This window comes from Opitutus terrae PB90-1, assembly GCF_000019965.1.
In the GTDB taxonomy this organism is placed as follows: Bacteria; Verrucomicrobiota; Verrucomicrobiia; order Opitutales; family Opitutaceae; genus Opitutus; species Opitutus terrae.
Window position 1 is genome coordinate 1,384,792 of record NC_010571.1, and the last position, 26,971, is coordinate 1,411,762.

The 26,971-nt window shown below is 66.7% G+C and carries 17 protein-coding genes; 6 read left to right on the plus strand and 11 right to left on the minus strand.

Annotated features, from left to right (window positions below; all coding sequences use genetic code 11):
- Positions 1 to 24 precede the first annotated feature (24 nt).
- From OTER_RS05695 to OTER_RS05705, 3 genes are all read left to right on the plus strand, one after another.
- A complete protein-coding gene (locus OTER_RS05695) occupies positions 25 to 612 on the plus strand; it encodes a PEP-CTERM sorting domain-containing protein (protein WP_012373941.1) in 588 nt (195 codons plus the stop codon).
- Positions 613 to 752: 140 nt separating this feature from the next.
- A complete protein-coding gene (locus tag OTER_RS05700; RefSeq protein WP_012373943.1) occupies positions 753 to 2,021 on the plus strand; it encodes an autotransporter-associated beta strand repeat-containing protein in 1,269 nt (422 codons plus the stop codon).
- A gap of 138 nt (positions 2,022 to 2,159) precedes the next feature.
- Complete coding sequence (locus tag OTER_RS05705) at positions 2,160 to 3,077, plus strand: O-acetylserine/cysteine exporter (RefSeq protein WP_012373944.1); 918 nt, start codon at positions 2,160 to 2,162, stop codon at positions 3,075 to 3,077.
- A gap of 173 nt (positions 3,078 to 3,250) precedes the next feature.
- Here OTER_RS05705 and OTER_RS05710 read toward each other — a convergent pair whose 3' ends face one another.
- From OTER_RS05710 to OTER_RS05735, 6 genes are all read right to left on the minus strand, one after another.
- Positions 3,251 to 3,484 carry a hypothetical protein gene (locus tag OTER_RS05710; RefSeq protein WP_012373945.1) on the minus strand — a complete coding sequence of 78 codons (234 nt, stop codon included), beginning with the start codon at positions 3,482 to 3,484 and terminating at the stop codon, positions 3,251 to 3,253.
- 99 nt (positions 3,485 to 3,583) lie between these two features.
- Positions 3,584 to 4,351, minus strand: a complete 768-nt coding sequence (locus OTER_RS05715) for a DUF899 domain-containing protein (protein WP_012373946.1) — start codon at positions 4,349 to 4,351, stop codon at positions 3,584 to 3,586.
- 136 nt (positions 4,352 to 4,487) lie between these two features.
- Positions 4,488 to 5,489 (minus strand): hypothetical protein, encoded by a 1,002-nt coding sequence (locus OTER_RS05720; protein ID WP_012373947.1) that lies wholly within the window; start codon positions 5,487 to 5,489, stop codon positions 4,488 to 4,490.
- Between the two features lie 318 nt (positions 5,490 to 5,807).
- Complete coding sequence (locus OTER_RS05725; RefSeq protein WP_012373948.1) at positions 5,808 to 9,044, minus strand: efflux RND transporter permease subunit; 3,237 nt, start codon at positions 9,042 to 9,044, stop codon at positions 5,808 to 5,810.
- Between the two features lie 175 nt (positions 9,045 to 9,219).
- A complete protein-coding gene (locus OTER_RS05730; protein WP_012373949.1) occupies positions 9,220 to 12,345 on the minus strand; it encodes a multidrug efflux RND transporter permease subunit in 3,126 nt (1,041 codons plus the stop codon).
- 172 nt (positions 12,346 to 12,517) lie between these two features.
- Positions 12,518 to 13,744, minus strand: a complete 1,227-nt coding sequence (locus OTER_RS05735; protein WP_012373950.1) for an MdtA/MuxA family multidrug efflux RND transporter periplasmic adaptor subunit — start codon at positions 13,742 to 13,744, stop codon at positions 12,518 to 12,520.
- A gap of 517 nt (positions 13,745 to 14,261) precedes the next feature.
- Here OTER_RS05735 and OTER_RS05740 point away from each other — a divergent pair.
- Both OTER_RS05740 and OTER_RS05745 read left to right on the plus strand, forming a co-directional pair.
- The gene (locus OTER_RS05740) at positions 14,262 to 17,165 is read left to right on the plus strand and encodes a TonB-dependent siderophore receptor (RefSeq protein ID WP_012373951.1); all 2,904 of its coding nucleotides are present in this window, start codon (positions 14,262 to 14,264) and stop codon (positions 17,163 to 17,165) included.
- 93 nt (positions 17,166 to 17,258) lie between these two features.
- Positions 17,259 to 19,460 carry a glucoamylase family protein gene (locus OTER_RS05745; RefSeq protein WP_012373952.1) on the plus strand — a complete coding sequence of 734 codons (2,202 nt, stop codon included), beginning with the start codon at positions 17,259 to 17,261 and terminating at the stop codon, positions 19,458 to 19,460.
- 140 nt (positions 19,461 to 19,600) lie between these two features.
- Here the strand turns inward: OTER_RS05745 and OTER_RS23770 are convergent, their stop codons facing one another.
- The 3 genes from OTER_RS23770 to OTER_RS05760 form a co-directional block, all read right to left on the minus strand.
- On the minus strand, positions 19,601 to 22,630 hold the full coding sequence (locus tag OTER_RS23770) for a PAS domain S-box protein (RefSeq protein WP_052300306.1): 3,030 nt from the start codon (positions 22,628 to 22,630) through the stop codon (positions 19,601 to 19,603).
- A 280-nt stretch (positions 22,631 to 22,910) separates the two neighbouring features.
- Positions 22,911 to 24,080: a PRC-barrel domain-containing protein gene (locus OTER_RS23775; protein WP_012373954.1), complete on the minus strand. Its 1,170-nt coding sequence runs from the start codon at positions 24,078 to 24,080 to the stop codon at positions 22,911 to 22,913.
- A gap of 171 nt (positions 24,081 to 24,251) precedes the next feature.
- Positions 24,252 to 24,719 carry a protease complex subunit PrcB family protein gene (locus tag OTER_RS05760; RefSeq protein WP_012373955.1) on the minus strand — a complete coding sequence of 156 codons (468 nt, stop codon included), beginning with the start codon at positions 24,717 to 24,719 and terminating at the stop codon, positions 24,252 to 24,254.
- A gap of 139 nt (positions 24,720 to 24,858) precedes the next feature.
- Between OTER_RS05760 and OTER_RS05765 the strand changes: the two genes are divergently transcribed.
- Positions 24,859 to 25,914, plus strand: coding sequence for a DnaJ C-terminal domain-containing protein (locus OTER_RS05765; RefSeq protein WP_012373956.1), 1,056 nt, complete (start codon positions 24,859 to 24,861; stop codon positions 25,912 to 25,914).
- 57 nt (positions 25,915 to 25,971) lie between these two features.
- On the opposite strand, the gene OTER_RS05770 is transcribed toward OTER_RS05765, so the two are convergent.
- Complete coding sequence (locus OTER_RS05770; RefSeq protein WP_012373957.1) at positions 25,972 to 26,196, minus strand: DUF2835 domain-containing protein; 225 nt, start codon at positions 26,194 to 26,196, stop codon at positions 25,972 to 25,974.
- 7 nt (positions 26,197 to 26,203) lie between these two features.
- On the minus strand, positions 26,204 to 26,536 hold the full coding sequence (locus OTER_RS05775; RefSeq protein ID WP_012373958.1) for a DUF1772 domain-containing protein: 333 nt from the start codon (positions 26,534 to 26,536) through the stop codon (positions 26,204 to 26,206).
- Positions 26,537 to 26,971: the final 435 nt, after the last annotated feature.

Genomic DNA, 26,971 nt, shown 5'->3' on the forward strand with positions numbered 1-26,971 from the left:
CTTTTCCTTCTGACGTTGATCTCAATGGCCTCCGCCGCGCATGCCCAGACGCTGCTCGGTCACGTGGCAATCGACCTGAGCGGCGGAAGCTTGGGGGCGTTCTCCGCGACTCCGTTTACCCTGAGCGGCCATGCGGAGTTCACGGACCCGATCTTCGACCCGCCGCTGTTTTCGATCGCGCTCGCCGATGGCCGGCAATTCACCGCAGCCGACGCCGGGTTCACCTTTACGATGAACAGCAGCACGCCCGGATTCGCCGCGTTCGCAGGGCTGCTCAGCAATGGCGCGGACGACTCGCTCACGGTCGAGCATGCCGGCGGCGGACTCAGCGTGCCGGAGTCGTATTACACCTGGACGTATGCTGTCACACCGCAAGGCCTCGACTTTACCGGACACTCGATCTCGAGCCTGCGATTCACGATTGGCTCTCTGAGTTTCAGCTCTCCGATCGAGGACCCCAACTGGACGGACTACGAGTATCACTTCACGATTTCCGCCTACGAGGGCAGCGCGATTCCGGAGCCGTCGACCTATGCCGCGCTTTGCGGGGTGGCGGTGCTGGGCTTCGCCGTTTGGCGCCGGCGTGCGCGCACAGCCTGGCGTCGCACCTGAGGCCAGAGTGAGTCGCCGCTGCGAATCCAAATGGGCGTGACACTGTCTGACGTCGGCCCGTGTGGCTCCTTCGTCACTTTCGCGGACCGTTTCGTCACCCCGGGCTCCCGCCGCGGGCTGCGGCGCGCCAGCGTGCGGCCATGTCCCGATTTTGTCGCCTGATCTGCCCGTGTGTCCTGTTCGCCCTGGCCTGCGGGTATCCCGGTCGGGCAGCCACGGTAACATGGGGCGGGCCGCGCAGCGGAGACCTGAATGTGGGATCGAGCTGGAGTTCCGGCATTGCACCGCGGAGTGCCAGCACCACGGCACAGTTCGGCGGTGACTTTGGCTCGCTGACCTGCACGACCACGATCACCGCTGGCAGCTTCTATTTCACGTCCGGTTTTTCCAGTGGAACCATCACAGTGCGTGAAACGGGCACGCTGAACCTGGGCAGCGTGGTGAATGATTCGTCCTTCACGCCTATTTTCCGCATCACGGGCGGACTCCTCCACATGAGCGCGGCCAGCGTCTCGCTCGGCAGCGCCCGCTACGAAGTCGAATCCGGCGGCACGCTGAAGCTGTTTCAACCCTCCAATCCCGACGGCAGCGCCGCCACGATCGTGATGAACGGGGGCACCCTCACCACGACCAACTCGGTCGACAGCGGGACGATCAGCCTCGGATCGCTCGCGGGCACGGGAACGGTGAACACGGGGGCTGCCTCGCTGGTCCTCGGTGCGCTGGGCACGAGCACGACCTTCAGCGGCAGCATCGGGACCGCCGCCTCGGTGACGAAGGTTGGCGGCGGCACCTGGACTCTGACCGGCGCGAGCACCTATGCCGGTGCGACGACGATCTCGGCTGGCACGGTGAAGATCAACAACGCCTCCGGTTCTGCTTTTGGCACGGGCAGCGTCACAGTGGCGGAGGGCGCGACGTTGACGGGCGCGGGCAAGTTCACCGGGGCGCTGTCGAATCTTGGCACCTACGCCCCGGGCAACAGTCCCGCGCTGACCACGCTCAGTTCGTTCACGCAAGGCTCCACCGGCACGCTGGCGTTGGAGCTCGGCGGGCTTACGCGCGGGACCGGTTACGACGCGCTCGACATCACGGGCGCGGCGACGTTCGGCGGCACGCTGACGATTTCGCTGATCAACGATTTCAATCCGGCCACGGGCGCGACGTTCAACCTGTTCGATTGGGGCAGCGTCACCGGCACGTTCAACACGATCAATCTGCCGACCCTCGCCACCGGCCTGTCTTGGAACCTCGACGCGCTTTACACGGCGGGCGAGATCAGCGTCGGCGCCAGCGCCATCCCCGAACCGTCGACGTATGCGGCCGTGCTCGGCGCGGCGGCGTTGGGTTTTGGTCTCTGGCGGCGCGGGCGTCAGCGCCGGGCGGGCGCCAGTGGCCGATCGGTCTAGACCAATCACGGTGCGGCGCACCGATTTGCCCGGCGCGCCGAGCCCGTGTGCTGCACGGGCAAGCGCGGCACTGTCGGAAGACCAGGCATTCGGGCGTTGGCGAACGGAATCTCCGTCTTATGCCTGAGCCCACTCGTCATGCCCGCCGCCACCTTGCCGTTCCGCCATCTGTTACTCGCGCTGCTGGTCGTCACGATCTGGGGCGCGAACTTTGTGGCGATCAAGGTGGCGTTGCGTGAGCTGCCGCCGCTGCTGCTGTGCACCGTGCGGTTCGTCGCCGTGGCGTTGCCCGTGGTGTTCTTCGTGCCGCGACCGAAGGTGCCGTGGCACCAGCTGGCGCTCTACGGGATGACGATGTTCGGGGTGCATTTCGGGCTGCTGTTCCTGGGGATGAAGCTCGGCATGTCGGCGGGACTCGCGTCGCTCACGCTGCAGTTCCAGGTGTTTGTCACGCTCGCGCTCGCGGCGATGATGCTGAAGGAGCGGATCTCGGTCGTGCAGATCGCGGGCGCGCTGACCGCATTCGGCGGGTTCGGACTCGTGGCGGCGCACACGGGCGGCGATGTCACGATCGCCGGGCTCAGCTGTGTGCTGCTGGCCGCGTGCTCGTGGGGATTCGCCAATCTGGTTTCGAAACGGCTTGGCGCGGTCAATCCCCTCGCGCTCGTGGTGTGGGGCGGCGCGTTCGTGCCTGTCCCGATGGCGGTGGCGTCGCTCGTGTTCGAGGGCCCGACGCTGATCGCGCACAGTCTCACGCAGGCGGGATTCGCGACGATCGGCAGCGTGGCGTATATCGTCTACGGTTCGACGCTGCTGGCCTACTCGCTGTGGAGCTGGCTGCTCGCGCGGCATCCCGCGTCGACGATCGCGCCGTTCACGCTGCTCGTGCCCGTCTCCGGCATGCTCAGTTCCTCGCTGCTCTTGGGCGAGGCGTTGCCCGCGTGGAAACTGCAAGCCGCAGTACTCGTGATCGTCGGACTCGCGCTGAGCCTGTTCGGTCCGCGGTTCGCGCCCGCGCTGCTGCGAGCGATGCGACGCGCCCCAGCGCAAGGCTAGCCCCGACAGAGCCGGCCGGAGGCTAGCGCGTGTTGAAAGAATCCGTGACCGTAGCGCGCCGGACGACGGGACCGCAGCCGCACCGAAATCCGAACCAAGGAAAGAGGCACGAAGAACGCGAAAACCCTGAGGGGCACCCGAACGTTTTTGCGCTTTTTTGCGCCTCTTTGCGGCTATGACTCTGTTTGCGGTGTTTGGCGCGACTGTCGTCGACGGCGCGCCACGAACAACGCGACCGCGGCAACGCAGAGCGCGAGCATCAGCCCGCTGATGCTCCAGACGTCGATCGTGGCCAGACGCGCCACGCCGCCGGGTGCTGAAGGACTCGCGCAAAATTCGGCGCCGAGCGTGCCCAGCCCGGTCGCGAGTGCGGCATACGCGGCGAGGCACACGAAGCATTTCGGCATCAACGCGACAGCGAGCAGCCCGGCGGTCCACCGCAGCGCGCGCCGACGCGGCCCGCTTGGAGGCGTGTGCGTTCGCGCCATCGCGTGTCTCCGCTCGGGTCAGGCTCGGACCGGCTCGTCAGCGAGCCCGATCGGCCGCTGCGGCCAGCCGGCGGGCGAGTCCTCCCATTCCTCCTGTCGGCCGTAAGGCGTCAGATCGAGGTAGTTGTACGGCGTGAAGAGCTGATCCGAGCCCCGCTGGAACGTGGAGTAGGTGTGATAGACCGTGTCGCCGTCGCGCAGGAACACGCTTTGCACGGGAAAGTCGCCGGTCAGCTGGTCCTCGGTCATGCCGGCGGCGAGCAGCTCAGCTTTGTTGCGATAGTTCATCTCGATCGGTGCGCGGCGCTCGTCGAGCGTGACGTGAAAATCGTGGTTGAAGTCGGTCCCGGCCGACGAATACCACGGAAACGTCCAGCCTTTCTCGGCGCGTCGCGCTTCGATTTGAGCGAGCGGCGCGCGGGAGATGGCGACGAAGGTCACGTTGCGCGCGGCCAGGAACGCGCGGAGTTCGGGATTATCGAAGACGAGGTCGGCGGCTTTCGAGCAGCCTGGGCAGTGGGTCTGCGTTTCCTCGTTCCACATGAAGTGATGGACGTAGAGCTGGCTCCGGCCGGCGAAGAGTTCCGGGAGAGAGCGCGAACCGGCGGGCGTGGCGAAGACGTAATCCTTCTCAATCCGCACCATCGGCAACCGTCGACGTTTTTCGGCGAGCGCGTCGCGGGCGCGCGTGAGGGCCTTTTCTTCAACGAGCAGTTGCTTGCGGGCGGCGAGCCATTCGGCGCGCGAGACGATCCTGGGTAGGGCGGGGGCGGTGGTCGTGGACATGGCGGTTGAGGATTTCCAACGACTCAACGACCGAACCTGGCGAATCCGGACACCGGTGGGCCGAATTGGCGACGCCACCAAGGACGCCAACCGGAGCTCACCCCTGAAGGGCGTTAGTTAACGTAAGCGCGCCGACTCAGCGAGGCCGTCGCTTCCAACCGACCCACGCTAGGAGCAGCAATCCAGCGGCCGCGCCGTAGGTCGACGGCTCGGGCGCGGCCGTGAAACGGAGCCCGCTCATGATGAAGCCCCGCGCTTCGGAACCGTCCATGTTCCAAGCCTGACCGACCATCACGCTGCCGTCGGCGGACATGTCCAGTACCTTGCCGAGGAACCAGCCTTCAGGCACGGGAAAGAGCGACGACAGCGGCACCGGCCCGGTTGCCGCGCTCCAATAAAATGCCTCCACGTCTGGCGAGCCGGCGAAGCCGCCTGCGATGATCCGGCCGTCAGCACTGACCGCCGTGGGCTCGGCCCAATCGGATGTCGCCGTGGCCGGTGCGGAGATCTGGTGGAGCCCGCTCGCGTCGAGCCGGACGGCTCCCATTGTCGGACTGAGCCCGATGATCGTCGAGCCGTCGCCGCTGATTCCGCCGACCCAGGTGAGCCCCTGCGGCGCGAGATCGGTGAGCACACCCCCTTCGTAGCGGAAGCCACCGTCGGGCCCGAAACCCACCAGCACCGAGCCGTCGCTCGAGAGCCCGGTGGGTTCGCTGAAAGCCAGTCCGACCGAGTGGCTCGTGGTGCCGTCGTAGATGAAAGCGCCGCCGCTCGTAAACACCGGATACGACCCGAGTTGGTTCGCGTGGGAGGCGAGCACGGCGGTCCCGACGAGTTGAGGCACGCCGCTCACGAGTGAGCTAACGCCGCCGCTCCACTGGTAAAGCCGGTGCGTAGAAAAATCGACGCCCACCACGAACGACCCGTCATGGTTCACGTCGGACGCAGGAAATGGCAGATCTTCATACGTGTCGGTCGTCCGCGTGTAGCGAAACCCGCCGCTCGCCGTGGTGCCGACGGCGACGCGGCCGTCCGCGGAAATGCCCGTGACGGTTTCGCCGACGAATTGGAGCGAGACTTGGGCCTGGCCAGCGACGGCAGTCGACAGGAGGGCCGCCAGCAACCACGTGAGTTTCATGCGCAAGAAAATAGCGCATCCGTGGGGCCGCGAATATCGGGCGCAACCCGAGCCGTGGGGAAATTCGCCCACTGCGGGCTCATCGGCGAATTGAGCAACCGTCCACGGCACCACCCGGTCCCGCCTCGACCAAAACCGTGCTACACCTGTAACACCGATTTGGCGGCTGGTCGCCGAGGTTCTGGCCAGCGCGGGGGGCCCGGTTTGGCGCCGCGACTGCCGGTTGCATCGACCGGGCCTGCCGCTCGCCGTTTGTGGCGCGCCCAGCGGTCGCGTTTCTGTTTGGAGCGCAGCGCGATTGAAAGCTGCGGGACTGGCTTATGAACCGGTGACCGATGGCTCGGCGGCCGAGGCAGGGCGAATCGCGGCCGGCCGGGCGCGGAAGCGCGATCGGAAGGCATTGACCACCTTCACCCGGAGCCGGTCGAGCGCGAGGTAAATCACGGGCACGGTGAACAGCGTGAGCAGCTGGCTCACGACGAGCCCGCCGGCGATCGCCAGGCCCAGCGGCCGCCGCATTTCCACGCCTTCGCCGGTTGCGAACACCAACGGCAGCGAACCGAGCAGCGCGCAGAGATTGGTCATCAGGATCGGCCGCAACCGCAGCTGCGCGGCTTCGAAGATCGCCCGGCGCGGCGCCCAGCCGTGCTTCCGTTCGGCGGCGAGCGCAAAGTCGATCATCAGGATCGCGTTCTTCATCACGATTCCGATCAGGAGGAACAGCCCGAGCAGCGCGATCAGCGTGAACTCCGTGCCCGTGAGCCGCAACGCGAGCAGCGCGCCGAGCCCGGCCGACGGTAGCGTCGAGAGGATCGTCAGCGGATGCACCGTGCTTTCGTAGAGGATGCCGAGCACCAGATAAACGGCGACGAGCACGACGAGGATGAGCAGCGGCTGGCGCTTCAGGCTTTGCTGGAACGTCTGTGCGTTGCCGGCCAGTGTGCCCTGGATTTCGTTGGGCAACATGATCTGCGCCATCGCGCGATCGATCGCGGCGAGGCCCTGCTCGAGTGACACGCCGGGCGCGAGCGAGAACCCGACGTTTTCCGAGGCGAACTGCTCGCGATGACCCACGCGATCGTTGACCAGCGAGAACTCGTAACGCGTGAACGCCGAGAGCGGCACGCGCTGGCCGTTGGTGCCGATGACCTGAACCTGATCGAGCACGACCGGATCCTCCGTGTAGATCGGATCGAGCTCCATCACGACGCGATATTGGTTCAGGTGATCGTAGATCGTGGAAATCTGCCGCTGGCTGAAGGAATTGTTCAGCACCTGGGTGACCATCTGCATGTCGACGCCCAGCCGCCGCGCCGCCTCGCGGTCGACGGTGAGCATTACCTGCTTCGCGCCTTCGTCGGTCGGGCCGTCCACATCGGTGAGCTCGGGCAGGCTCTGCATCGCCGTCGCGACCTTCGGCGCCCACTTGCGCAGCAGCGCGAGATCGTCCGAGAGCAGCGTGAAATCATAGGAACCGGCGTCGGACGTGCGCGGCATCTGGATATCTTGCGACACGCTGAGCCACATCATGCCGCCGGCGACGGGCGGTACTTTCAGTCGGAGACGATTGACGACCTCGCTCGCCGGCTCGCCGCGTTCTGAAAGCGGTTTGAGGCGGATCATCATCCAGCCGTTGCTCGTGCCGCTGCCGCCGCCGCTCATGCCGACGACGTCCGCGACCGCGGGATCCTTGAGCAGCAGCTGCCGGAACGTCTCGATCTTCGGCTGCATGATCTGAAATGAGAAACCGTCGTCGCCGCGCACCCAGCCGTTGAGCTGGCCGGTGTCCTGTTCGGGCAGGAAGCCTTTCGGAATCGTGATGTAGAGCGCGACGTTCAGCGCGATCGTGCCGCCGAAGATCAGCAGCATCAGCGTCGGATGGCGCAGCACCCACGTGAGCCCGCGGGCGTAGCCGCGACGAACCGCGTCGAAGGAGGCTTCGCTGTAATGGCGGAGGGAAAAGCGGTGGCGCGAGGTGTAGCCGGGGTCGCGGACCCCGGCCCCGGGCTCACCGAGCCCGGCTACACCGGGCGGACGGCTCGGCGCGCCGTCCCTACTGCCCGCGGCGTCCTTGGCCTTCAGCCACCGCGAGCACAGGCTCGGCGTGAGGGTGAGCGACACGGCGAGCGAGACCAGCATGGCCGCGGCGAGCGTGATGGAGAATTCCCGGAACAGTCGCTCGACGAGCCCACCCATGAACAGGATCGAGACGAAGACCGTCACGAGCGAGAGCGTCATCGCGAGCAGCGTGAACCCGACCTCGCCGGCACCCTTGAGGGCGGCCCGCACCGGGGAGAGCCCGCGTTCGATGTGGCGCGAAATGTTTTCCAGCACCACGATGGCATCGTCGACGACGAGGCCCGCGGCGACGATCAGCGCCATGAGCGAGAGGTTGTTCAGCGAGAATCCGTAAAGATACATGATCGCGAACGTCGCGATCAGCGAAACGGGAATCGCGAGGCTGGGGATCAGCGCGGCGCGCGGACTCCCGAGGAAGGCGAGCACGACGAGCATCACCAGTGTGGCGGCGAGCATGAGCGTGAACCGCGCCTCGCGCAGCGTGGCGCGGATGCCTGGCGAGCGGTCCATGACGAGCGCGAGATCGGCATCGGCCGGCACGAGCGCGCGCAGCCCGGGCAGCTGCGCGTTGATGGCATCGATGGTGGCGGCGATGTTGGCGCCGGGCTGGCGGCGGACCATCAGCAGCACCGCCGCGCGGTCATTGTGGAATCCGCTCGCGTAGCGGTTCTCGACCGAGTCCGTGACGGCGGCCACATCGCTGAGCCGCACCGGCGCGCCGTCGCGGTAGCGGACGATGAGCGACCGGTATTCCGCGGCCTTGCGGAGCTGGCCACTGACCTGCACCTGCCAGTGGCGATCGCCGTGCTCGATCAGGCCGCGCGGCCGGAGCGAGTTGGTCTGGGCGATCGCCTGGCGCACCTCGTCGAGGGCGATGCCATAGTGGGCGAGCGCGTTCGGATTGAGCTGCACGCGCACGGCGGGGAGCGCGCTGCCCCAGACCTGCACCTCGCCGACGCCGGTGACCTGGGAGAGTTTCTGCGCGAGCACGGTGGAGGCGACGTCGTAGAGCTCGCCGGGCGCCAGGTTGGGCGAACTCAGCGCCAGCGCCATGATTGGCGCCGACGAGGGGTTGACCTTCCGATAGCTCGGATTGCGCGGCATGCCGGAGGGCAGCTGGCCGCGCGCGGCGTTGATGGCAGCCTGCACGTCGCGCGCGGCGGCGTCGATGTCGCGGTCGAAGTCGAACTCGAGCGTGATGCCGGTGGAGCCCTGCGTGCTGTTGGAGCGGATCGCGGTGACGCCGGCGATGCTGCCGAGCGCGCGCTCGAGTGGCGTGGCCACGCTCGACGCCATCGTCTCGGGGCTCGCACCGGGCAGCTGTGCGTAAACCTGAATTGTTGGGAAATCCACCTGCGGCAGCGGCGCGACCGGGAGCAGTCCGTAAGCGAGCGCGCCCAGCAGCACCACGCCGAGCGCGATCAGCGCGCTCGCGACGGGTCGGCGGATGAAGGGGCGGGAGAGGTTCAGGTTCATGGGCGGAGCCGAACGCCGCTAGAGATGGCGTGGCAGGGGCGTCCCGCCCGTGGACGGCGCTCCGCGCCGCAGCCACCGGCTAGACGACCATGGAGCGACACGGGCAAGATGCCCGTGCCACGAGAAGCCCGCCGGGGACGGCGGGCTCCACCCGCAGGAACCGGACGAGAGAAGTTCATTTCGCCATCCCCTCCACGGGCAGCGGCTCGGCGAGAACGCCTCGCCCTACCGGCGATTCGGCGCCACGGCCGTTGCGCATCCGCCGCCCGAGCCGATCGAAGAAAAGATACACCACCGGCGTGGTGAACAGCGTGAGCACCTGGCTTACGAGCAACCCGCCCACCATCACGAGGCCCAACGGTTGGCGCAGTTCGGCGCCGGAGCCCGTCGACAACATCAAAGGCAGCGCGCCGAACAGCGCGGCGAGCGTTGTCATCAGGATCGGCCGGAACCGCAGCAGCGCGGCCTGGCGAATTGCGGCGACGGGCGAGAGCTTTTCCTTCCGCTCCGCCTCGAGTGCGAAGTCGATCATCATGATCCCGTTCTTTTTCACGAGACCGATGAGCAGGATGATGCCGATCACCACGATCATATCCAGCGGCCGGCCGGTAATCCACAGCGCGAGCAGCGCGCCGACGGTTGCCGAGGGCAGCGTCGAGAGAATCGTGATCGGATGGATGCTGCTCTCGTAGAGGACGCCGAGCACGATGTACATCGTGACGACGGCCGCGAGGATCAGCCACAGCGTGCTCGAGAGCGAGGAACGGAACGCGTGCGCCGCGCCCTGGAAGCGGAGCTCGATCGCGGCCGGCAACTGCAGGTCGCGCGCGGCGCGTTCGATCGCCGCGACCGCCTCGCCGAGCGACGCGTTGCCGCCGAGGTTGAACGAGATCGTCGCGGCGGGAAACTGGCCGACGTGATTGATCAGCAGCGGCGCGCGCCGTTCGCTCATGCGGCCGATGCTCGACAGCGGCACCGGCGGGCCGTTGTCCGGCTTCACGTAGACATGCTCCAGCGCCTCGGGCCCGGTGACCAGTCGCGGGTCCACCTCGAGGATCACGCGATACTGGCTCGCCTGCGTGAACAGCGTGGAAATCTGCCGCTGGCCGAACGCGCTGTAGAGCGCGTCGTCGATCTCCGCGACGCTGATGCCGAGCCGGCTGGCGGCATCGCGGTTGATGTCGAAGTACGCCTGCAGCCCCTGATTCTGGAGATCGGTGGCGACGTCGGCCAACTGGGGCTGTTGCCGCAGATGCGCGACGAATTGCGGCACCCACTCGCCGAGCAGCTCCTCATCGGGACTCGTGAGCATGAACTGAAACTGCGTGCGGCTGACGCGATCCTCGATCGTCAGCTCCTGCACCGGTTGCAGATACAGCGAGATGCCCGGCACCTCGCGCGCGTGCGCCTGCAGCCGGGCGATGATTTCGGTGGCCGATTCGTCGCGCTCATCGTGCGACTTCAGGTTGATGAGCATCCGGCCGCTGTTGAGCGTGGCGTTGGTGCCATCGACGCCGATGAACGACGAGAGGCTGCGCACGGCCGGATCCTCGAGGATCTTCGCGCCGAGCGCCGCCTGCCGCTCGGCCATCGCGGCGAACGAGATCGACTGCGGAGCCTCGGTGACGGCTTGCAGCGCCGCATTGTCCTGCACCGGGAAAAAGCCTTTCGGCACGATCACGTAAAGCGCCGCGGTGAGCGCCAGCGTGCCGACCGTCACGCCGAGCGCGAACCGCTGGTGCGCGAGCACCCAGTCGAGCCATTCGCCGTATTTCGCGATCACGCGTTCGAGCAGGTCGGGCTTGGCCGCATCGTGGGCGTGCTGCGCGTGCAGCATCCGGCCGCACATCATCGGCGTGAGCGTGAGCGACACGACCAGGGAAATCAGGATCGAGACGGCGAGCGTGATCGCGAATTCGTGAAACAGCCGGCCGACGACGTCGCCCATGAACAGCAGCGGAATCAGCACCGCGATGAGCGAGAGCGTCAGTGAGACGAGCGTGAACCCGATCTGCGACGCGCCTTTCAACGCGGCTTCCATCGCGGAAAACCCCTGCTCGCGATAACGCGCGATGTTTTCCATCATCACGATCGCGTCGTCGACGACGAAGCCGGTCGCGATCGTGAGCGCCATCAGCGTGAGAATGTTGAGCGAAAATCCGGCGAGATACATCACGCCGAACGTGCCGATGAGCGACAGCGGTACGGCGATGCTGGGGATGATCGTGGCGGAGACGTTGCGCAGAAAGAGGAACGTCACCAGCACCACGAGTCCGACGGAGAAAACGAGTTCGTGCTGCACGGAGCGGACGGACGCGCGGATGCTCTGGGTGCGATCGGTGAGGACGGTGAGCTCGGCGGCGGCGGGCAGGGTCGCGGACAGCTGCGGCAGCAGCGCCCGCACGCGATCGACGACCTCGATGACGTTGGCGCCGGGCTGACGCTGCACGTTGACCAGCACCGCGGGCAGGGTGTCGGCCCACGCCGCGAGCCGGCGGTCCTCGGCGGCGTTGGTGATCCGTGCGACCTCGCCCAGCCGCAGCGGCGCGCCGTCGCGCCACGCGATGATCAAGTCGCGATATTCCGCGGGCGAGCGGAGCTGGTCGTTCGCATCCATGAGGATGCTGCGGATCGGCCCGTCGAAACTGCCCTTGGGCTGGTTGACGCTCGCGGCGGCGATCGCGGAGCGGATGGAGGCGAGGTTGAGTCCGCGCGCGGCGAGTTCGGCGGGGTTCACCTGCACGCGCACGGCCGGTCGCTGGCCGCCGGCGAGGCTGACCATGCCCACGCCGGGGATCTGCGCGAGTTTTTGGGCGATCCGCGTGTCGACCAAATCGTGCACCTGCGGCAACGGCAGCGTGGCCGAGGTGACGGCGAGCGTGAGGATGGGCGTGTCGGCCGGGTTGACCTTGCGATAAACGGGCGGAGCCGGCAGGTCGTTGGGCAGCAGGTTATCGGCGGCGGCGATCGCGGCCTGCACCTCCTGCTCGGCGACCCCCATCGAAATCTCCAGGGAGAACTGCAGCGTGACGACCGACGCGCCGCCCGAGCTGGAGGAGGACATCTGACTGAGGCCAGGGATTTGTCCGAACCTCCGCTCCAGCGGCGCGGTGATGGCGCTGGCGGTGACCTCCGGGCTCGCGCCGGGATAGAAGGTGAAGACCTGGATCGTCGGGAAGTCCACCTGCGGCAGTGCGGCGACCGGCAAGAGCCGATAGGCCATGATGCCGGACAGCAGCAACGCCACCATCAGCAGGGTGGTCGCCACCGGGCGCTGAATGAAAGGGCGGGAGAGACTCATGCGAGACGGAGTCGAGAGACTGGAGCCGAGAGTCCAGCGCCGAGGGCTGAGAGGCTAAGAAGACCATCTCGGCAGGCAGAGACGCCTGCCGCTACGAGAGAAAGCCCGCCCCACCGGTGACTGAATCGTGGCGGTGTGCCCCGCCTGGTCCGACCCCTGATCATGCACGCTCTCATTTCCTGGCGGCTTTCGCGTTGCCGTTGCTGGCGGCGGCGGGAGCGGCCGGAGCCGCGGAAGCGGGGTCGTTGGTCACGATCACGCCGCGGCCCTCGCGGAGACGATCGAGTCCCTCGAGCACGACCTGATCGCCGGGCGCGAGCCCCTTGGTGATGGCCTGCTCGGAACCGTCGACAGGCCCGAGCACGACGTCGCGGATCGCCGCCTTTTTGTCGGCATCGACGAGATAAACATACGTGCCGCGCGAGCCGAACTGCACCGCGGCCGCGGGAATGACGACAGCCTGCTCCAGCGTGCGGACGCGCAGCCGGACATTGACGAATTGGTTGGGAAACAGCCGCTCGTCCTCGTTCGCGAACTCGGCCTTGAGCTTCAGCGTGCCGGTGGCGGTATCGATCTGGTTGTCGAGCGTTTTGAGCACGCCGGTGGCGAGCACGGCGGTTTCGCGGCGGTCCCACGCCTCGACGACGAGTGACTCGCCGGCGCGGAAAGGATCGAGCACCGACTGGAGGTCGACCTCGGGAATGGTGAACGTCACGGTGATCGGCCGGGTCTGGGTGAGGACCACGAGACCGTTGGTGTCGCCTTCGCGGATCAGGTTGCCCACGTCGACGCGGCGGAGACCGGCGCGGCCGGCGATGGGCGCCTCGACGCGCGTGTAGCTGAGCTGGAGCCGCGCATCCTCGACCTGCGCCTGCGCGGTGGCGACGGCGCCGGCGCGTTCGGCCACGAGGGCGTCCTGCAGTTGCAGCTGTTGGTCGGTGACCAGGTTTTGTCGGTGCAGGTTGGTGGTCCGTTCGAAATCGCTGCGGGCGCTTTCGAGCTGGGCCATCGCCTGTTGCAGCCGGCCTTCGGCCTGGGCGAGCACGATGCGGTAAGGCGCCGGATCGATCTCGGCGAGCACCTGGCCGCGTTCGACGCGCTGGCCTTCCTCGAACGCGATGCGCAGCAGCTGACCGGGGACCCGCGCCTTCACCGTCACGGTGTTGAGCGGTGTCACCGTGCCGATCGCCTTCAAGTGCACCGGGAGATCGCGTTTTTCGGCGGTGACGGTGCGGACCGGGATCAGCGGGGGCCAGGTGTTGCCGGCCCACTCGGGTTGTGGGTAACGCGGGCGCTCAGGTTTCGAGCGCAACGCAAAATACCACGTGCCGAATCCCATCAGGAGCACGACGGCGACGTAGAGGAACCAGCGAAAACGCGGACGCGAAAAAAGAGACATGGCGGGATGACAGGGGAAATCGGCGACGGGGCCGGAGCTATACCGTCGAGGGGGAGCGCCTTGCACTTAAGGCGCTGCTTTTCTGCGCACCAGGACGCGTAAGCGTTTCGGCGAAAGCTTTACGGCTTCGGCTACGAGCGCGTCGGGGGCAACGCGCTCCACCTTCAGCCACTCGGCTGGAAACAAAGGACGAACGGAAATGCATGGAGACCGCTAAGACGGACGTGCGGGCAAAAGGCTACGGCGCGAACGCATCTCCATGACTGTCCGAAAACAGGGCACCGGGGGAATGCGGCGCATCCTTTCGGAGGATCACCTACATACCTTTGCTTCTTCATGCGGTCGCTAGTCCGGCCATGCTGGTCGACGTCGCCCCGCCTAATCGTGCTGCCCGGATGGACGAGACTCTCGTCGGGCAGCCGCGTCGCGGCGCAGCTGCGCCTCCGCCCGACTAAGCTGGCGATCTGCGGCCGGACGACTTTCCGGCCTCGGCCACCTTAACCGAAACCGACAAGCCATGAACACCCACACCCCTCGCAAGTTCCTGCCGGCGCTCTTCCTTGCACCGGCGATTGCCCTGTCTCTATCCGCCCAGGAAGCCGCGCCCGCTCCGGGCGAGCCCGCTTCCGCGCAGGCCGTCGGCGCCGACCAACCCATCGTGCTCGAGCGCTTCACCGTCGATGTCACCCGTGACCAAGGTTACGTCGCGGTCGACTCGCTGGCGGGCGGCCGCACCAACACGCCGATCCGGTTGACGCCGGCGGCGATGTCGTCGGTCACCCGAGCGTTCATCGACGATCTCGGGATCCGCGACGTGCGCGAGGCATTGCGCTGGGCGCCGAACGTCCTGCCCGAGGATCCGCTCGCCGGCCGCGGTTTCGGCGGACAGGCGTTTCAGCCGTGGGCGTTCAACTTCCGCGGCGTCGGCGCGGGCCAGCAGGGCGGGGCGGGTCCGACGCGAAACTACTTCACGTTTTTCGAGAACGCCGACGCCTACAACATCGAGCGCGTCGAGTTCACCCGCGGGCCCAACGGCATCCTGTTCGGGCTCGGCACCGTCGGCGGCACGCTGTCGACCTACACGAAAGTACCGCGACTCGACAAAACGTTCATCAGCCCGGCGGTGATCGCGGACGACAACGGCGGCTTGCGCTTCGAGTTGGATTACAATCTCGCGGCGAACGACCAGCTGGCGATCCGGCTCAACGCGCTGCACGACGACGGCCGCGGCTGGCGCAACGGCGACGACAGTCAGAAGCGCGCGATCGACCTCGCGTTTCTCTACAAGCTCAGTGATCGCACGACGCTGCGGCTCGAGATCGAGGGCTTCCGGTCCACGCAGACGCTCATCTCTTCGACCATTGGCGACAAGGCCTCCGGCTGGGACGGCCAGACGGCCTCGGAAACCTGGGGCGCGCTTCCGATCGGCAGCGCGCGCACGGTGAAGATTTCCGCGGCCGGCGGCTGGGGTGACTGGCTGAACGCGTTTCCCGTCTACACGCCCGGACTCGGCAAGGGCCTGATGTTGTGGGCGCCATGGACCAACGATCCCGATCCCGCCAACCCGGCCCAGACCGTGCGCACGTATCACGGCGGCTACGCGTCGACGAGCAGTCTGCTCGATCCCGGTCAGGCGCTGATCTGGGCGCCCTATAAGGGGTGGTATCCCGACCAGATCAAGCTGCCGTGGGAAACGGCTTACTCCTCGACGGCGGCGATCCCGCTTCGGCCAAGCCGCGAATGGACCTACGGCCACGGGCGCGGCACCAACGATTACGAGAACCTCACCGCCTTCATCGATCACAGCTTCAACGAGAGCTTAGATCTGCAGATCGGCTTTTTCACGTATGACACCTCGACCGTCGCGAAGGATTACGAAGGCACGGGCGGCGCCTCCGTCGACATCAACCGCCAGCTGCCCGACGGCACGAGCAACCCGAATTTCGGCAAGCCGTTCGCCGACTTTTTCCTGAGCAAGCAAACGCAGGATCGCTCCGTCGACGAGATCCGCGCCCAGCTGAACTACAACTATCGCGGCGAGCTCTTCGGCGCGGGATTCAACCAGCTGCTGGCGGTGTCGGCCTCCGAGCGGCGCACGAAAATCTCCGCGCGGCAATATCTGGGGCAGATCGCCAACAGCACCTGGGTCGACAACCCCCGCGACTGGGTGCACAACATGATCTTCGGCCGGATCTACCTCGATCGGCCGAATGACTTTCAGGACGTCCCGGACGTGATCAACGGCTACTCGGTCGCTTATCTGCCGAAGGCCGACGGCTACTGGTTCGACTTCGACGACAAGTTCGACCTGACGAGCTACGCGCTGTTTTCCAACAGCCGGTTCTTCGACGAAAAGCTCAGCGTGGTGCTGGGCGTGCGCTACGATTCCTACGACGAAGACCTGCGCGAGCTGCGCCGCGGCCCGGACCTGAGCGACCGGCTGGTGAGTGAGAGCGACTCCGGCACGACCTACACCGCGGGTGCGATCTACTACTTCGGCTGGCTGGGCGTGTTTGCGAATTACTCGGAGAACATCCTGCCGCCGAGCGCCGGCTCGCAGCCCTATCTCAGCGGTTCGCGGCCGGGCCCGGAGCAAAACCAGGGGTACGACTACGGCCTGCGCATCTCGACAAAGGACGGAAAGTATTACGCGAACATCAGCCGCTACGACTCGCAGTCGCAGAATCGCAACGTGGAGAACCCGGTCGATATTCGCGGCGTCTGGCAGGCGTACAATATCGCCCGCGGCGCGAACCGGGACGACGGCTTCGGCGCGGTGGCGTATTCGGACACCACGGCGATGGACGCGAGCGGCTACGAGTTCGAGGTGACGGCAAATCCGCTCTCGAACCTGCGGCTGCAGGCCTCCTACAGCCTGCCCGACACGGAGATCGTGGATTTTTATCCCATGACCCGCGCGCACGTGCAGGAGAACCTGCCAACGTGGCAGCAGCAGCTGGACGCAACAACGGATCCGCTGCATGCGAGCGATCTGCGCAACGCGATTTCGCGGACGCAGGACAAGCTGGCGCAATCGGTCGCCGGCGCGCCGCAGCAGCGTTCGGTGGACTACACCGCGAGTTTTTTTGCGAATTACACGTTCACGAACGACATGCTCGACGGTTTCTCCTTCGGCGCGGGCGCGAGCTACACCGGCAAGCCCTATGCCGCCACGTATGCCGGCGAGAAATATTACGGCTCGTCCGTCCACAGCGTCGACGCGGTGCTCGCGTATGAAACCACGATCGGCCGGGCGAAGGCGCGGTTTGCGATCAACGTGCAGAACGTCTTCGACTACGACGAGCCGCTGGTGCTCGACTATCACAACGATTACACCGACATGAGCGGCCGGCACATCCGCAACGGCTATTTCTACCAGACGCCGCGGACCTTCCGGTTCACGGCGCGGTTTACGTTCTAACGTGACCGGCTGCGTGTAGGGCGGGGTCTCCGGACCCCGCTCTACATTTCCCGTTGCGAGGTGAATGCCTGCTGGGAGCGCGGGCGTCTTCTCATGAAAAAAAACCATCTTCTGCTGCCGCTGTTGCTCGCGTTCACCCTGTCCGCTTCCGCCCAGCCGACGCGCTACGATCGGCACGTCATCTTCGACAACAGCCTCGCTGACGGCGGCTACGACGCGAGCAAGAGCTACCTCGTGGCACCAAGTCAGCTCGAGTTGTTTCATAACAAGTTTCCCGTCGAGCCGGACCACTGCGTGAGTCCACCGAACAGCCTGCGGCTGCGCTGGCGCTCGGCGCCAGGCGGCGACTGGCGGATGACGCTCGCGATTCCGCGGCGCTACGCGCGCACCTTCGCGTTCGAAGGCGACGCGGTCACGTTCTGGTGCTACGCCGATACGGAGATCACGGAAGCGAACGCGCCGCGGGTTTTCCTGCAGGATCTCGATGAGCACGGCACGCCGGCGGTCGCGCTGGTGAGCGGGGACGAGAAAATCCCGGCGGGACGCTGGGTGCAGGTGACGCTGCCCTTCGCGCGGTTTCAGGATCCGATCTACCACGGAACGGAGGACAGCAAGTTCGACTACCGAAAATTGTGGAACATCGCGTTCATGCAAGGGCTCGACGACGACCGCGAGCACGTGCTCTACCTCGACGATGTCCAAATCCGCGACACCACGAATGCAGACTCGACCCCGCCGTCGGCGCCGAACGCAGTCGCGGCGCGCGGCTATGAGCGGCACATCGATGTGACGTGGCAGGCGGAGGACTCTGGCGACCTGCTCGCGTTTCGGGTTTATCGCGCGGACGACGGCACGACGTTCAAGCCGATCGGCACGGCGCAGGGCACACGGCGGCGTTTTTCTGATTTCATCGGTGAGCCGGGGCGCACCGCGCGCTACCGCGTGACCGCGCTCGACGTCGCGGGCAACGAGTCGCAGCCGTCCGCGGACGCGGTCGCCGGCACGCGGGCGTTTTCGGACGACGAGCTCGTCACCCTGGTGCAGGAGGCGTGCTTCCGGTACTACTGGGAAACGGCGCATCCGCAGGCGGGGCTCGCGCCCGAGGTGCTGCCGGGTGACGAGAACCTGCTCGCGCTCGGCGGCAGCGGATTCGGCGTGATGGCGATCCTCGTCGGCGCGGAACGCGGGTTCGTGCCGCGTGCCGCGGCGGCCGAGCGGTTGCGCACGATCGTGCGGTTTCTGGCCCGCGCCGATCGGTTTCACGGCGTGTGGCCGCATTTTCTCAACGGCGACACCGGCAAGGTAATCCCGTTTTTCGGCAAATACGACAATGGCGGCGATCTGGTCGAGACTGCGTTCATGATCCAAGGCCTCCTCGCCGCGCGGCAGTACTTCGATCGCGACGATCCGGTGGAGACCGAAGTGCGCGACACGATCACGCGGCTCTGGCGCGAGGTGGAGTGGAGCTGGTATCGGAAGGAGCCAAACAGCGATGTGCTTTACTGGCACTGGTCGCCCGATCACGCGTGGCATATCAGCCATCCGTTGATCGGCTGGAACGAGGCGATGATCATTTACCTGCTCGCGATCGCCTCGCCGACGCACTCCGTGCCGGCGGAGATGTATTACACCGGCTGGGCCGGCACGTCCGAGCGACACCTCCGTTATCGGCGCGGCTGGAGTCGCACGACGCAGGGCGATCACTACGTGAACGGCAACACCTACTACGGCATCAAGCTGGAGGTGGGAGAGGGCAACGGCTCGGACCTGTTCTTCACGCATTTCTCGTTCATGGGCTTCGATCCGCGCGGGCGGCGCGACCGGTTCACCAATTACTTTTTCAACAACCGGGCGATCGCCCGTATCAATCACGCCTACTGCGTCGAGAACCCGCGCGGGTTCGCGGGCTACGGCTACGACACGTGGGGATTGTCCGCCGGCATCGCGTCGGGCGGCGGCCGGCCGCTGCCGCGCGACGACAATGGCACGATCAACGTCATGGCCTCGCTCGCCTCGATGCCGTACACGCCGGAGGAATCGATGGCGGCGCTGAAGCATTTTTATCGGGACCTCGGCGCGAAGATTTGGGGGCCCTACGGTTTCTACGACGGGTTCAACCAAACCGAGAACTGGTTCGAGCCGGTTTACATGGCGCTGAACCAGGCGCCGATCACCGTGATGATCGAGAACCACCGCACCGGGCTGATCTGGAAATTGTTCATGCAAAATCCGGAGATCCAGCCCGCCCTCGACGCGATCGGGTTCACGCCGGACACGACGCCGGATGGCCGATAGCCGCGTGGGTTCACCCCATTGTAGGGCCGGCGCTCGCCGCCGGCCGCGAGAGTGGACGAGGCGCCATGTGCCTCCTCGGCCGCCGGTGAACGGCGGCCCTACGAAGGGACACCGAAATGTAGGGCCGGTGAACGGCGGCCTTACGCACGGTTCGCAGAGCCAGTGCTCTCCGCCCGCTTCGCGGGCAACGCTTCCTCGACGATCTTGAGGAGCTTCTCGGGCGTGAAGGGCTTGGGCAGAAATCCGCTGAACGCTTCCTTGGGCGGCGCCGCCTGCACGAATCCGCTCGTCGCCAGAATTTTCGTGTCGGGGCTCAGCGTGTGAATCACGCGGCAGAGCGCGGCGCCATCGAGCGTCGGCATGTCGAGGTCCGTGATCACGAGCGCGATGTCCGCGATCCGCGGGGCGAACTGCGCGATCGCTTCCGCGCCGTCCCGGGCCGTGAGCACGCGGTAGCCGTGCCGGCTCAGCACGGCGGTCGCGAGCTCGCAAATGCTCGCTTCGTCGTCGACGAACAGCACCTGTTCACCGCGCGCGGCGGTCGCGGCAAAGGGGCTCGCCGTCCCGGTGCCGGTCACCGCCGTTTCCTCGACGGGCAGATACACGCTGAACGTCGTGCCGCGGTTCACTTCCGTCTTTACGGTCACCAAGCCCTGATGCTGCGCCACGATGCCGCGGACGGTGGAGAGTCCGAGGCCCGTGCCTTTGTCCGGCGCTTTCGTGGTGAACAGCGGCTCCCAAATCCGCGAGAGCACGTCGGCCGGAATGCCCGTGCCGGTGTCCTCGACCTGCAGCACCAGCCACGGACCGGGCCGCGCGCCTTCGATCGTACGCGCGGTCTCCTCGTCGAGCAGGCAGTTCTGCCCGCGCAGTCGCAGCGTGCCGCCTTCCGGCATCGCGTCGCGCGCGTTCACGCAGAGGTTGAGCACCACCTGGTGAATCTGGGTGGGGTTGCCGTTCACCGGCCAGAGATCCGCGGGAATTTCGTCCTCGAGCACGATCGATTTCGGGAACGATGCCGCGATGACGTCGGTGATGTCGCGCAAGAGATGCTTCACCTGGACCACCCGGTGTTCGCCGGCGACGCCCTGGGCAAAACCGAGGATCTGGCGCACGAGACCGGCGCCGCGCGCGGCGCAGCTCTCGAGCGTGTCAAGCAGCCGCAAGTCGCGCGGCTCGCTCAACCGGTCGCGCAGCAGCGGACCGACCATGCGCATCGGCGCGAGAATGTTGTTCAGGTCATGCGAGATGCCGGCGGCGAGCATGCCGAGATTTTCCATCCGCTGCACGCGCAGGAACTGCTCCTCGAGCGCCTTGCGATGCGTCACATCGGCGCTGATGCAGAGCCGGCCGGTGGGCTGGCCGTGATCGTCGCGCAGCATGGTGACGCTGGTCTCGATGATCATCGTTCGCCCGGCCTGGTTGCGGCTGCGCAGTTCGCCGCGCCAGTCGCGCGGCTCCGCGAGCGCGTCGTGAAACGCCGTGGGCCCCACGTCGCGATCGAGCGCGAACGCCTCCTCGAGCGTCCGGCCCAGCATCTCACGGGCACTGGTACCGAAAAGCCGCTCGGCGCCGCGATTCCAAAACGAAACGCGATGGTTCAGATCCGCCACGACAATGGCGTCCGACGCCTGGTCCAGCAACGCCGCCTGCTCGCGCACCCGCCGCTCCGCGCCCTTGCGGCCCGTGATGTCCTGGCTAATCGCCACGAACTGCCGGATCGCGCCCGCGGCATTGCGCACCGGGATGATCGTGAGATCTTCGACGTAAAGCTCGCCGTTCTTGCGGCGGTTCACGACCTCGCCATGCCAGGTCTGTCCGGCGAGGATCGTCCGCCACAGCTCGGTGTAAAATTCGGACCGATGGTGGCCGGACTTCAGCAGCCGGGGATTTTTGCCCACCAGCTCGTCGGCGGCATAACCGCTCGCGCGGACGAAGGCGGGGTTGGCCCATTCGATCGTGCCGTGCAGGTCGGTGATGAGAATGCCGTTGGGCGCGCCCTCGAGTGCGGTGCCGAGCAACACACTGCGGGCCTCGGCCTGTTCGCGCTTTTTTTCCTGCTCGAGCATGTCGAGGGCGAACGACAGATCGGCCGCGACCGGCTCGAGCAGGGCTGTCTCGTCCTCGCCAAAAAAGTTCGGGCTCGATGCATACACCGACAGGACCGCGCGGACCTGGCCGGCGACGCGCACCGGCAGCGCGATCGAGGAGCGCAGGCCGTGCTTCGCCGCCGCTTCGTGCCACGGACTGGTGTGCGCCGCCGCGAGGAAGTCGTTGCAGACGGAGATACGCGCTTCGCGAATCGCCGCGCCCACCGGGCCGCGGCCCTCGGCGCGGTCGTCGGCATAGACGCTGATTTCGTCCAGATAACCGTGGTCGTCGCCCGCCGCGGCGGCGGGTCGGATCGCCGCGCTTTCCGGGTCGAGCCGACCGATCCACGCGAGCTTGAAGAGCCCGGTTTCCACCAGGATCTGACAGACCATCTCCTGGATCTGGTCGGCCGACTCGGCGCGGATGATCGCCTGGTTGACCTGGGCGAGCATCAGCTGCAGCTGGCGCGTGCGCTCGACCTTCCGCTGGGCCGCCTTGATCAGGGAAACATCATGAACGGTCGCGAGCAGGCAGGCTCCGCGGCGGGTGACGCAGGCCGCGCCGCTCAGCGTGGCGTCGAAGGTGGAGCCGTCCTTGCGCCGGTGCAGCGTCGCGATCACGCGGCCATCGTCGGCCTCGCGCAGCGTGCGCTGGTGGATCAGTTCCTCCCCGCGATTGACGGCGAGGTGGCCCGGACCGAGCGCCTGCATTTCCGCGAGGGTGTAACCGTAGAGGGTGAGCGCGCGTTGGTTCGCATCGAGCACCCGTCCGTCCTCGTCGATCAACAACGCCGCATCGGCGGCGCGCTGCAACCAGTGGGGCAATCGGCCGGAGCCGTCGCCCTGCGGTGACGAGCGGCGACGCGAAAGCCACCACGCCCAACCCGCGCTGGCGACCGCCACGACGAGTACCGCGGGGATGATCCATAGCTCCCACGTACCGGCAGCCGTCAGGCTGCGGGTGGACGCCCCGCGCGATTCCGACGCCGCGACGGAGACCAGGAGCAGCGCAAGGCTCACGCGCGTCCGGAAACGCTCAGGATGACGCAGGCTTTGGGTTTGGAACAGAAGCGGCTTCAAAAGGGGAGATCAGCTGGTCGGACCGTAGCGTCCTGCGGCGGGATGGCCAGCACTTGCCAAGGTCGACTCTACATCCAGCACCTCCTCATCGGCACGAACTCGTGAGGCTCAAACGTCCCGGAGGGGGGTGGTGGCGAAGGTGCGTCCGCAGTGGTCGAACCCGCCGTCCCCGCAGGTTGATTCCGAGCCTGCTGAGCGCCGCAGCTCACCGGCGGCGGTTCGCCCGACCGCCGAACCTCTGCGAAAAACTGGGATTTCGGATGGCCCCTAAAGCTCCGCGTTACTCGCCGACCGAACGAACGGTGAGCTCGTTGTCGACCTCCCACCCGAGAGCGAGTTCGGCGAGACGATCGCCAATCTGGCGCTTCGCCTGGGCGGAAGGAACTGTTCCCGTCACCACCAGCTTGTCTTTGCGCTGCTCGACCGACACGTCGCGGGCGGCCTCGCCGATCCGCTCGTCGCGCCGCAACGCGTCGCGGATCACCTCGACCGACGGCCGGGCGTTCGCCTGGCCCGCGCGGCGTTCCTCGGCGGTGCCCATGGCTCGCTCGGCGCCCGTCACGGCTGCGGCGTACCCCGGGCCTCCGACCATGCTGTAGCCCGTCCAGATGTAAGGATAGCCGCTGGACATCATCCACCAGTCGTCCTGCATGGGCGTGGCGCGGGCAAAATCAGCTTTCGTCAGAACGGTCGTGAGTTTCTCCGGCACGTCGAGCGAGCGCGACAGCTGGCTGAAATCGACGATGAACTTCTGGTTGCTGCCGGTGTAGTCGTCGTTCGGATCCAGGAGCACGGAGGCACGGCGGCTTTCGAAATTCAGCACGATGTCCTCGATCTTGCCGACCTCCTGGCCGGCGTTGACGACGTCCTTGCCGGTGAGTTTGGCCACGCGCATGAGCTTGGGCGTGCTATCGGTATCGGCGCCGGCGGCTTTCGCGTCGCGCCGGAGCCGCTTCGTCTCGTCCTTCCACTCCAGCCCGAACTGCGAGAACAACGTGCTCGCGCGGGCTTCGCTCAGCAGCGTGTCGATTTCGGTTTCACGGATCGCGGCGAGGTTGTTCCATGCGGTCCGGTCGATCGGGAGGACGAGATCGCCGTCGGCGCGATAGGTGTCCTTGAACGCGGCGAACGGCACGGCGCGGATCCGCTCGCCGACGCCGAGCAGTCCGCCGGAGCTCACCAGCGCATACACGAGCTGTCCGGCGCGGGCGTCGATGACGAGATCCTTCACCTGGCCGAGGCCTTCGCCGGCGGGGTTGCGCACGTCCTGCCCGATGAGCTTTTGCGCGCTTTGGCCGGCGAGTTGGTGCTGCGCGGCCGTAACCCCGTCGGTACCGGACTTTTTCTCGGCGGCGGCTGTGGCACCGGCCGCGAACGCAGGCGCCGCCGAGGCGACGCACAGGGCAACGGCGAACGAGAACGTAAGCGACGGGGGGATCTTCGTTTTCATGGTTCCTCCTGCTGACAGGCCGACGACCCATTCGTGGCCGGCTTAACCTAACTACCGATCGGGAGTTGGATATCGGGGAAATCTCGCAGCCGGGAGTCGGAGCAAGCCTGAGCGAGCGGCCGACGGAACCCGCAAGCGATCCGCTCGACGGACTTCTGATCTGGCTGAACCTTACCTCTCGGCGGAAGTCACGGGCGGGTCCCCGGGCCGCACGCGCGCGACGACGGGCAGTGGCGACGCGGGCACTACGGCCACCGCCCACGGCGAGGTCAGCACCTGTGCGACGATTTTGCCGGGTGCGGGCTGTTGCTCGCGGACGGTGATGACGAGCTGTCCGCACTCCTCTCGCGTCGCGAGCACCTCGAGGCGGAAGCCGGCGCTACGACGCTGGCCGAGGAAAACCGCGACAGCCATGCGCGTGCTCCATGCCGGCGCTGGCGGAGCCTCACGATCGAGCTGCTGCCACAGTGCAGTCCACGCCGCCGGGTCACGGACCACGCGGGTGGAAGGCTCGGCCACGCCGCTGTGCGGTCCGGACCACTGTTGCGGCGCGGCCGTCGGCCGGGCGGTTAAGCCGGCAGCGGTGCCGCATCCGGCCAGGAGCAGTGCGAGCAGAGAAGCCAGTGCAAATCGGGTCATGGCGAAACGCAGCAGCGCACGCAGGGATTCTCGTCCCACTCGGCGGCGATGCAAACCGGCCGGGCCATCGGTTTCGCCGGTGACCAACGGATCACGCCCTCTGCGTTGACCGAACCACAAACCCTCGCTCCTTTTCACCATGCCCGTCGATTTCAAAGACTATTACGCCGTGCTCGGCGTCGCGCGGGACGCCAGCGAAGCGGATATCAAGAAAGCCTTCCGCAACCTCGCGCGGAAATACCATCCCGACATCGCGAAGGACAAACGGACGGCCGAGGAAAAATTCAAGGAGATCAACGAAGCCTACGAAGTGCTCGGCGATCCGGCGAAGCGGAAGCGTTACGACGAACTCGGCGCGCGCTGGCAGGAGCAGGGTGCGGCGGACGGCGGCGGCGTGCCGCCGGATTGGGACGGTCGCGGGTTCTCGGCGCGCAGCGCGGACGGACAGGGCTTCGAATTTCATTTCGACGGCACCGGATTCAGCGACTTCTTCGAGCAATTCTTCGGCGGCGGTGGCGGCCGGCGTGGAGCGGCGGGCTTCAGTGGCATGCCCCAGGGCTTCGCGTTCGACACGGACGAGGAGACTGGCGGCCCGGCGGCCGGCCGCGCCGGATACGAGGATCGGCCGCGGCGGCGCGCGGGGGCGAATGTGGAGGGCGATCTGCTCGTGTCGCTCGAGGAGGTGCTGAACGGCGGCACGCGTGAGGTCGGGGTCAAGTTCGCCGATCCCGCCACCGGCGAGGCGCGGACGAAATCCTATCGCGTGCGGATCCCGAAAGGCGTGCGTGACGGGCAGACGATCCGGCTCGCGGGCGCCGGCGGACCGGGGCACGGCGGTGGGGCGGCGGGAGATTTGTATCTGCACGCGCGGCTCGCACGGCATCCGGATTTCCGCGTACGCGAAGCGGACCTCTTTCATGACTTGGACCTGGCGCCATGGGAGGCGGTGCTCGGCACGACGGTCACCGTGCGCACGCTCGGCAGCCGGGTGTCATTGCGGATTCCGCCCGGCACGACGAATGGGCAAACATTCCGTGTTCGCGGGCATGGGCTGCCCACGGGACCGGGCGACGAGCGTGGGGACTTTCACGTGGTCGTGCGCATTCAAACCCCCACCGAGGTCACCGACGCGGAGCGCCGGCTCTGGGAAGAGCTGGCGCGAGTCTCCTCGTTCCACCCGCGGCAGGCGCACTAGCGGCGGAGGGCGCGGTAGTGGGCCTCGAGCCGATCGGTGTAGTCGGCCGTGACCGCGTCAGCCGGGCAACTGCTCCAGCCGGACGAATTTGTGGCTGGCGTCGAATTCCATCCGGAACCGGCCGTGCACGCCGTCGGCGGTCACATGCCGCTGCAGCACCGAAGCGGGAAACTGAACCGTCTGACCATTGGTTGCGCGGGCGACGATCGTGCGGACGGCACCGCGATAGTAACCGAGCATCTGGTCGGGCGTGAGGTGCAGCTCGAGAATCAGATCAGGCATGGCGGGTTCAGCCGGGCGCGGACGGGGCAGCGGACGGCGGCGGGCGGCGATCGCGCGCGTTGAGATACAGCAGCACGATCAACGTGATCGGCACGAACAACGCGCCGAGGATGAACCACAGCCAGGCGTTGCGCCGGGTGTTCTGCGCCCAGAGCGCGGCGATGACGCCGGCGAGAAACGCCGGCCCCGCGAGCGATTTGTAGCTGCGCTCGAGCCGGTGGACGCGGGATTCGAGCTGCGTCAGCCGATCCGGGCCGCGCACCGTGGTGCTGGGTTGAGCCAGAGCCAGCAACGGCATCAGTCCAAGGCACAATGCCAGCATGTAGAGCGACAGCTTCATGGGACGACGCACACTGCCGCGTGCACCGGCAGGCGGCAACGGATTTCCCAGCGCAGCGGGCTGGTGCGGCGGGGATCTGGGCGGGCCGCCTACCCCTAAGCGGCCCGCCCGTTGCTTTCTTGTGACCCCATCATTTCTCCCCGCTGAGCGGGCGAGATGAGTTGGTTTAGCAGGGTCCGGGCCAAGCTGCGGGCGGCTCGAAACAATTGTTTCATCGTCATTCGCGAGCGAAATGGCTCCGGCGGAGCAAAGGGTCCGCACGCGGTTGAAGACGGATCCGGGGAGGGGCCGCCGGGACGGCTGGGACGGCCGAGATCTGTGTGGAGCACGCTTGTTCTGCCGGCCCGCCCGGCGGCAGGGCGCGACTCGTTTTTGCACCCTGTCAGAGGGCGGGCGCAGCGTCGTTCATTTTTTTTGCTAGTGAATATGGCCAAA